The following is a 9100-nucleotide window of genomic DNA, read 5'->3' on the forward strand; positions in this document are numbered from 1 at the left end:
GTTCAGAAAATTTAAAAATAAATTTACAGTAAAGAGATTAACTTTGTAAAAAAAGGTTATTTTTGAAAAAGAATTTTATATTCATTTCTATTTAAGCAAAGACTAAAAGTCAGTAAAATTCACCAAAAATAACATTGTTTTTAAAAACAAAAGTAATAATCAAATAATAGAGTCATTGAAAACAACTCTTTAACATTATATCCTAACGTTTAATAAAAACAACTTTATTTATAACCTATTAATAAAAAGAGCGAGTTATCCAAAAATGTAAAATAATCGTTTTTGTTTGTATAAAAACTGTTAATTACTAATATTATTTTCGAAAAATTACCTTAGAGTTTCAGACGGTAATTAGAAAAATTCACAGTTCCACTTGGAGATGTTGGAACTAAATATCCCGGATTTCTTAAAGCTGGTGCAAATTCTTGAGCTGGAACTACCATTGAAGCACTCACTTGAACACCTAAAAAATTTGTCATTTCTTTACTTAATTCAATTAAATCTGCATTATTGTTATCTCTTTGAAATTGATTCCAAAATCGTGCAGAGATACTAGAAGGATCTGTAAAAGTTTCGCTGTCTTTTTTAGTAACTACTTTTGATCCATCCCATTTGAAGTTTGCCAAAGCAAATTGAAGATTGCCACCATTATCTGGGTCAATCAAACCTCCTTTAGTGTTATCTTTATTTTCTTTCTCTGGATCAAATGCAACAATTCATGTCGGAAGATTATCTCATTGTTCAACAGGAATAGCAAGATTGATTTTTGGTGTAGCAGACTTTAAAAAAGCCACAAAAGCGATTGCTGCTTTAGCAATTTCAGGAGTTGCTTTTTGTGCATCTAAAGCTCAAGAATTGTTTGTTGAATTGGGTTGTAAAGCGTTACCTAAAACCCCTAAATATGGAATGAAATCACTTTGCCAACTAAATTGATCAAATCCTGATCCGATTCCGTTATAATCATAACTTCATGATGAAATATCGTACACCATAAGTGCATGACTACCAAATCATAAATCATTAAATTGGTCGGCACCAGTTACTGGTCGATATGAAGGTTGTAATCTCCCTTCAGGATCAAGTAATTTTATAGTGTCCACTACTCGTTTTTCTGCATTAATTTGTCCTGCAGTAGGGTTAGTACTATCATCAACAGATAAAGCTCATTTAATACTTTTATCAGCAGTAGGGTTTTCCTTAAAAAACTGATCTAAAAGATTTTTCATAGCAACTTGCAATTGTGCAAAACCCGCAGATTGGAAACTTTGATTTTCACCACCTCTTCGACTTGCTGCGTCATTTAATTTAGGTGTGATAGCAAGTGGTGTGCCATCACTTCCATTAACAGGTGTTCCGTTTGCATTTCAAGCTTGTCTTGTGTTTAATTTTTCACTGTAAACACGAACAACATTATTGGGGTCTCGCGGGTTTTTTGAACCATCTTTACCATCAATAAATGAATCTGGGGCAAGTCGAGATAATCATGTAATAGAATTGCCCGAAGTATCAATTGATTGTTTTACGGATTCTCAATTAATTGCTGCTTGAACAATTGATCTAAATGCTGCAGCTTCTCCAGCCGAATGAGATAAAACTTTAGTAAGTGTTCCGTTTTTTACTTGATCCAAAGTACCACCATAAACTAATTTCATATAATTATCGTTAAATAATGCTTGGCCTGTATCTGAAGTGGTACGAAATGGTAACAACAAAGGAGTCTGACGAGTAATCGAATTGCTTACATTAGGTGCAGGAACTCTTGCTAAGCCATATTGTGCTGCATTTTCATCAACAGTTGCACGATCTGAATCAGATAAATTTGCATACGATGCATTACTTGTTACACCTTGAATATAATCGCGAAATAACTGTGTATTATAAGCAGACGCTGATTGTGGAACTTGTTGATAAAGCTGCTGCAAAACAAGTAAAACGGAAGGATCATTGACATACGATTGATCTCAATAGTGTTTGTTTAACTGTCAGGTTTCTCTGAAACCTGATGAATTATATCCCATTGCATAATATGGACCAACAGTTAATGTATTAATTGCGTCTTGACCATATCAGTAAATGCCGTAACGTCTTACCTCTGCAGTTTTAGGTAATTTGGCAAGTGCTTCTTTAACATCATTAATGGCTTGGGTACCAGCAGGATCATTTTGGTTAATTAAAATTGGATTATCAATATGGTCTTCAATATATTTTGATGGCGCAGGAATCATAGTTAAATCGTCTGAAAAAAAATTCATAAAATTGATAGCCTGAATTCCAGTTCCTGGAATGGCATCAAAAGTTATTGCTTTTCGGGTTTGATTATCAATTTTGACATCATTAATAAAATCTGATTCGTTGTCAAACTTAGAATTATCAATACCAAACAAGTTATAAACATAAGAATTAGCATAACCTTGCTGTGTAGACGAAAACGGTCTTCGATCAGATGGGCTGATAATCTTGCGCATTATTTGATCTAATTCTTTAGATCCACCAGCTCCTGGTGCATAACGAGAATTAAAATTTTGAAAAAGGTTAGTACGTTTTCACGAAGCATAAAAGTCTTCTGCAGACAGCATATAAGGGTGATCTTGTGGATCATTTACTATGTTTCCGTGATAATCAACCCAAGGAACATTTTGACGAACTGTAAATTGAACTTTAACTGCTCCTTGGAGAGTATCTATAAAATTTTTACTGTTAATTGATTCTGGATCATTACTAATTGCCTGAACTGACCCATTCTTATAGCGCATTCCCTTATCTGTTTTTAGGTCGCCAGCCGGTTTGATTTCATGTTTGTCATTAGAAAAGATTACAACACTATTATCTTGTTTGGTAACTATAACAGAATCAGCAAGTTCCAATCTGAAGTGTCAAAATGTTGGTGTTACAGTAACTTCTTGAGAAACTGGTTGACCAACTACTGTATCTCTTTCAGTAACGGCTTGGCCTTCAAATTGTTGTCTAATTAAACTGACTGCACTAGCTTCATTTAAAATTCCCAATTGACCACCGAATGATGCGCTGCGATCATACGAACCAAAAGTTGCTGAATGAGTTGAATTCAATTCTTGAACATAAGTTCGAGATTGCGGAAGAGTAGATAAGTTTCCAACACTCCCACTAGGACCACAGGCAGCAGCTATTATTCCAGTAGAAGATATTAAAGCAAAACCAGCACTAAAAAATCAAATTTTTCTACGTTTATGTTTATTAAGATTCTTTTTGGTATTAAGTAACATTATTATTTTCCTAACACAATGTGTATATGATGTCTATTATTTTACTCCTATTAACTTATATAAAAAATTAAAGGCCATAAAAACAAATATAAAATGTCACCCAAAAAAGAAAAAAAATAAAAAGCATCGGCATAAACCGACACTTTTTAAATAAGCACAATAATTTTTTCAGAATATAGGTTAACTAACTTTAAGCTGCTGGTAAAACGCGGTAGTTAGAAAGGTTTACAACCCCAGCTGGAGAAGTTGGAATAACATATCTAGGATTACTTAAAGCAGGAGTATATGTTCCGGTAGAAACAATAACAGAACGGCTTACTTGAACACCTAAGAAATTAGTCATTTCTTTACTTAACTCAATTAAATCTTTGTTAGCGGTTTTGTTTTGATACTGAGCCCAGAATCTTGCAGAAATTGCAAATGGATCTGTGAAACTATTTTTTTCACTATCACTTCTTACTTCTACTCTGCTTTTAGCAGTATCTCATTTCCAATCTGATAAAGCGCTTTGAAGTTTACCACCATTGTTAACATCAACTAATGCACCTTTTTGACCATTTTCCCCAGAAGCTTCAGGATCAAATGGAACAATTCAAGTTGGAAGACTATCTCATTTATCTACTGGGACTGATAATTTTATAGCTTGATCTGATGCTCCTAAAAAAGTGACAAAATCTTGTGCAGCTTTCGCTATTTTTGGTGTAGCTTTTTGCGCAGTTAAAGATCAAGAATTTGCTGAATTAGATGTATCTTTTAAAGCATTACCTAAGACACCTAAATATGGAATGAAATCACTTTGTCAACTGAATTGGTCCAAACCAGAGCCAATTCCATTATAGTCATAACTCCAACCAGTAATATCATAAGTCATTAAACCAAAACTTCCAAATCACAAATCGTTAAACTGATCAGCACCACCTGTAATTGGTTGATATACAGGATCTAAGCGAGAATCTAATTGTTTAATTGTTTCCACAACACGTTTTTCGGCATTAACTTGACCATCGGTCGCATTTGTAGAATCATCAGCAGCCAATACTCATTTAATTGTTGTGTCATTTGAGTTATTAGTTTCAAAGAACTTATCTAAAAGAGTTTTCATAGCAGCTTGTAGTTGGGTGAAGCTTGCAGATTTAAAGCTATCATTTTCACTCGCACTTCTTCTAGCAGCATCGTTTTGAGCAGGAGTGATACCAGATCCAACGACAGGAGTACCATCTGCACTTCATGCCACTCTAGTATTTAGAACTTCGCTATTATTTCTCACAATATTGGTTGGATTCAATTGGTTAGTTATTCCATCAGAGCCATTAATAAATGAATCAGGAGCAAGTCTATTTAATCACGTAATAGAATTACCAGAAGTGTCTACTGATTGAGTTACAGCTTCTCAGTTTACTGCAGCTTGAACAATAGATCTAAATGCTGCAGCTTGTCCAGCGGCTTTTGATAAAACATTTGTTACTTTTCCTTCTTTAACTCCGTTTACTGTTCCACCAAACAATAATTTCATATAATTATCATTAAATAACGGCGTAGCAGTGTCTGATGTAGTGCGGTGTGGGATCAATAACGGGGTTTGTCTAGTTATAGAACCGTTTACATTTGGCGCAGGAATTTGAGCTAACCCATATCTAGCAGCATCAGCATCAACTGTAGCACGATCGCTTTGAGTTAAGTTAGCATATGATGCATTACTTGTAACACCTTGAATGTAATCACGGAATAATTGTGTATTAAAAGCCGCAGGTGCTTGAGCTGCCGATTGATACAATTGTTGAATAGTTAATAAAACAGTTGGGTCATCAACATATGATTTGTCTCAATAGTGTGTATTCAAACGTCAGGTTTCGCGGAAATTAGAATTGTTAAATCCTTGTGCAAAATATGGAGAAACTGATAATGTATTAACTGCACTTTGACCGTATCAATAAATACCATATTGTCTAACTTGAGAATCTGCTGAAACATTTTGAAGGGCAGTTTTAACATTTTGAATTGCAGCAGTATTTGCAGGATCGTTTTGATTAACTAAAATTGGATCATTCACGTGATCTTTAATATACTGAGATGGTGCAGGAACCATAGTTAAATCATCAGAAAAAAACTGCATAAAGTTGACTGCTTGAATACCGTCAGTTGTACCATCAAACGTAACAGCGTCACGTTCTTGACCGCCAACTGTAGCTTTAGTTACAAAATCAGTTTCAGTATCAAATTTAGAATTATCTATACCAAACAAATTGTATACGTACGCATTGCTATAACCTTGTTGAGTAGGAGAGAATGGACGACGATCAGAAGCAGCAACAATCGTTCTCATTGTAGCATCTAACGCAGGTGAACCACCTACTCCATTAGCATATCGTGAACTAAAATTTTGATAAATGTTTGTACGTTTTCATGAAACATAGAAATCGTGTGCAGAAAGCGTGTAATCTTGTCCTGCAGAGTTCTTTTCTATCTCACCATTAGAATTAACTCAAGGAACATTTTGTCTAACAACGAACTGAACTTTAGTGGCTCCTTGTAGAGTTTCTTCAAATTTCTTACTATTGATTGATGTTTGGTCTTCACTAGTAGCCTGAACTGAACCATCCTTATAGCGCATCCCTTTGTCAGTTTTTAGATCTGCTTCCGGAGTTTTTTCATGCTTATCATTTGTAAAAACAACAGGAGTAGCAGGAGTAGTACCATTCGCTTTTGGAGTAACTACTACAGCTTCCGCCAATTCTAATCGGTAATGCCAAACTGTTGGAGTTACAGTCACTTGTTGTGGTTTAGATTGACCTTCAACTGTTGCTTGTTCTGTCACTGCACGACCAACAAATTGTTGGCGAATTAATCCTGTTCCGGTCAATTCATCTAAGCGGCCTTGTTGACCACCAAATGAATTACTTTTGTCGTAATTACCAAAAGTAGGAGCGAATACTGAGTTAAGCTCAGCAACGTAAGTACGTGATTGAGGTAATGTATTTAAATCCCCCACTGCACCTCCTGAACAAGCTGCAGCAATAATACCAGTTGCTGAAACTAATGCAAATCCAGCACTAAAGAATCAGGCTTTACGGCGCTTTTTCTTTTTTAAAGTTATTCTAGAATTTTCAGTAACCATATTTATATTTTCCTTAAAAAATTAAATCTTCAAATTATTACTAATATGCGAAAATAACAGAAATTCATTTTCATATCTTATTGATATTGAAAATGATATTTGAGCAACATCTGCACATTCATTTAATAATGAAATCTAAGAATATAGATAAATAGTGAATGACCTACTTACTATTTAAGAAATTTACTTGAAGTATGTTTTCGAAAGTGATAACTTGAACAGGTTTTAGAATTTAATTGATTTATAAAAAACCGATTTTATTATTTTCGAAAGAAACTATTTCTATATTCTTGTTTAAAGTTTAGCAAAAAAAACGAAAAAAAAATATTTTCTACAAAAAATCGTGTTCTTATAAATGAATGCTATTTTAGATAATATAAAAAATGCAGACCATTGTTGACCTGCATTTTCTAAGTTAAATTTTCTATTTAAACACAATTATTTATTTTTTTAAATACTCATTAAAAAACTTTTCCATTTCTTCATATAGTTCGAAACGATTTTCCTCGTTGTGAAAGCCGTGTCCTTCATTATCTTTAACTAATAATTTGACTGGAACTTTTTTGGTTTTCAATGCATCTACAATTTTATTTGCTTGTTCTAACGTACAGCGCGGATCGTTAGCACCGTGGACAACAAATAATGGTGTTTTAATTTTTTTAACATGAAAGATTGGTGAAGCTTTTTTGGCATAAGCTTGGTTGTTGTGGGGATTACCAAGCGCTTCATCAAAGATATTACCAGGTGTTTTTCAGTATTGTGGCATACTATCATATAAAGTAAATAAATCAGATACTCCACAATAATCTACTGCAGCTTTATATAAATCTGGTTCCTTGATAATTCCCATTAATGTTGCATATCCGCCATACGATCCACCATAAATGGCAACTTTATCTTTAGAAGTATATTTATTTTTAATAGCTCATAAAGTTCCATCGGTAATATCATCTTGCATCGCAAGACCTCATTGGTGCCAACCAGCAACAAAGAATTTTTTGCCAAAACCTGTCGATGATCTAAAGTTAATTTGCAAAACCCCATAACCACGATTTGCCAAGAACTGAACTTCTGGATTGTACCCTCATGAATCGCGATGTCATGGTCCGCCATGAACATTAACAATTAACGGAACGGGACCTCTAGCATTTTTAGGCAAAGTTAAATACCCAGAAATTTTTAAACCATCTCTTGCCGTAAATGAAATTGGTTTCATTTTTACTAAATTCTTAGCATTTAATTTGCTAGGTTCAGGGTTTAAAATTTCAATATTGTTTTTTAACTTATCATAAAGTAAATATTGTGAATTAGAATTGTCACTTAAAGTCTGGAAAACATAATAATTTCGATCAACAGATTTTGCCACAGTAAGAAACAAAGATCCTTTTAAATCGGGATATTTAGCACATGCAAGTTTTTGAATACTGGCATAAAACTCCTTAGTTTTTTTATCCAGAAATTTAAATTCTCAATATTCTTTATTTAAAATTATTGCTTTTAGTTTGTAATGATCTTGTTCATCTAAAGATGCCCGATAAACATCAACTAAATTATCTTCAAATACTAGTTCAGCTTTTTGATCACTTAAATTAACATCGTGATATTTAATCAGACAAATTTTGTCACGATTAATGTTATTTGCAGTCAAAACTGAACCATCAGGATATAAATGCAATAATTCAAAATTATCTTGGGAGTCAAAAGTTTTGATTGTTTCAAATTTAGCATCCTTATTCAATTTTTGAACAAAACTCTTACCAGCACCAGTAATGGTTCGATATTTTAAGTTAAAATTTTCGTCTTCTAAAGTATCAACAATGTTTTCATCATTCTGAATATGCATCGTTCATTGCTTTGTTTTGATGTTGTATCAGTAATCATCAAAAAAAGTTTTATTCCGTTTGTTGTGGCTAACTCTGATAAGATTTTTGTATTTGGCTTTCTTTTCAAAAAAGACTTGGTGAATTAAAGCACTTACTCCGGCAACTTTCACCCCTTTTCAGGGAGTTACATCTTCGTGCTTTTTAGTCGTTAAATCAACAATATACAAATGATGGTTTTCGTCACCACCAATATCTTTTAAAAACCACAAGGTTTTATTATCAATTCAACCATATCCGTCAACGGATCGGTCTTTAAAAGAAGTTAATTGAATTTCCTTATTTGTTTTAAGATCTTTAACAAAAATATTGCTTCGACTTGCAATCTTTTTTAAATAACTTAATTTTGCACCATTTGGACTTAAGTCATACTCCCAATAATTTGGGGTTTCAAAAAACTCTTTAATAGTTATTTTTTCCATTGATCTCTCGTTTAATTTTTCGTTAATATTTATTAGTATAAATTATCTAAGTATAGATAATCTATTATAAAGATTTTCTGTAAAACCATTCTCATTTAAATCTGGGAAGTAATGATTTAAGTGTGTTAATGTCTAGATTTCTTTGAAACCATTGACATCGTGTTATTAAAAGTATACTAAAAAACGGAAACGCTTTCGCAATTTTCCGTTTTTATCATTATTTAAACGCGCAAATCTTTGACTCTTGGTCAAGATTGAACAATAAATTAAGTGTTTGTATTTATTCTGGTTGCAAATCTATATCAAATAGAATTTCGAGTTGCTGAATTATACTTTGCCAATTACGAACTTTCATTTGCCTATCGTCGCGTTCGTAATTCATGATGCCTAAATAAACAATTTTTAGAATTGCTTTATTATTAACAAAACTAGATTTGGTTT

3 protein-coding genes are annotated in these 9100 nt (G+C 33.0%); all 3 read right to left on the reverse strand.

Features of this window, described 5'->3' with window-relative positions:
- Window positions 1–332 precede the first annotated feature (332 nt).
- Window positions 333–3242: an OppA family ABC transporter substrate-binding lipoprotein gene (locus T384_RS0104630; protein ID WP_027120038.1), complete on the reverse strand. Its 2910-nt coding sequence runs from the start codon at window positions 3240–3242 to the stop codon at window positions 333–335.
- A 190-nt stretch (window positions 3243–3432) separates the two neighbouring features.
- Window positions 3433–6357 carry an OppA family ABC transporter substrate-binding lipoprotein gene (locus T384_RS0104635; protein ID WP_027120039.1) on the reverse strand — a complete coding sequence of 975 codons (2925 nt, stop codon included), beginning with the start codon at window positions 6355–6357 and terminating at the stop codon, window positions 3433–3435.
- 442 nt (window positions 6358–6799) lie between these two features.
- Window positions 6800–8659, reverse strand: a complete 1860-nt coding sequence (locus T384_RS06590; RefSeq protein WP_036499247.1) for a S9 family peptidase — start codon at window positions 8657–8659, stop codon at window positions 6800–6802.
- Between the last annotated feature and the right edge of the window lie 441 nt (window positions 8660–9100).

It is taken from the genome of Mycoplasma testudinis ATCC 43263 (assembly GCF_000687795.1).
Classification (GTDB): Bacteria; Bacillota_I; Bacilli_A; order Mycoplasmatales; family Mycoplasmoidaceae; genus Mycoplasmoides; species Mycoplasmoides testudinis.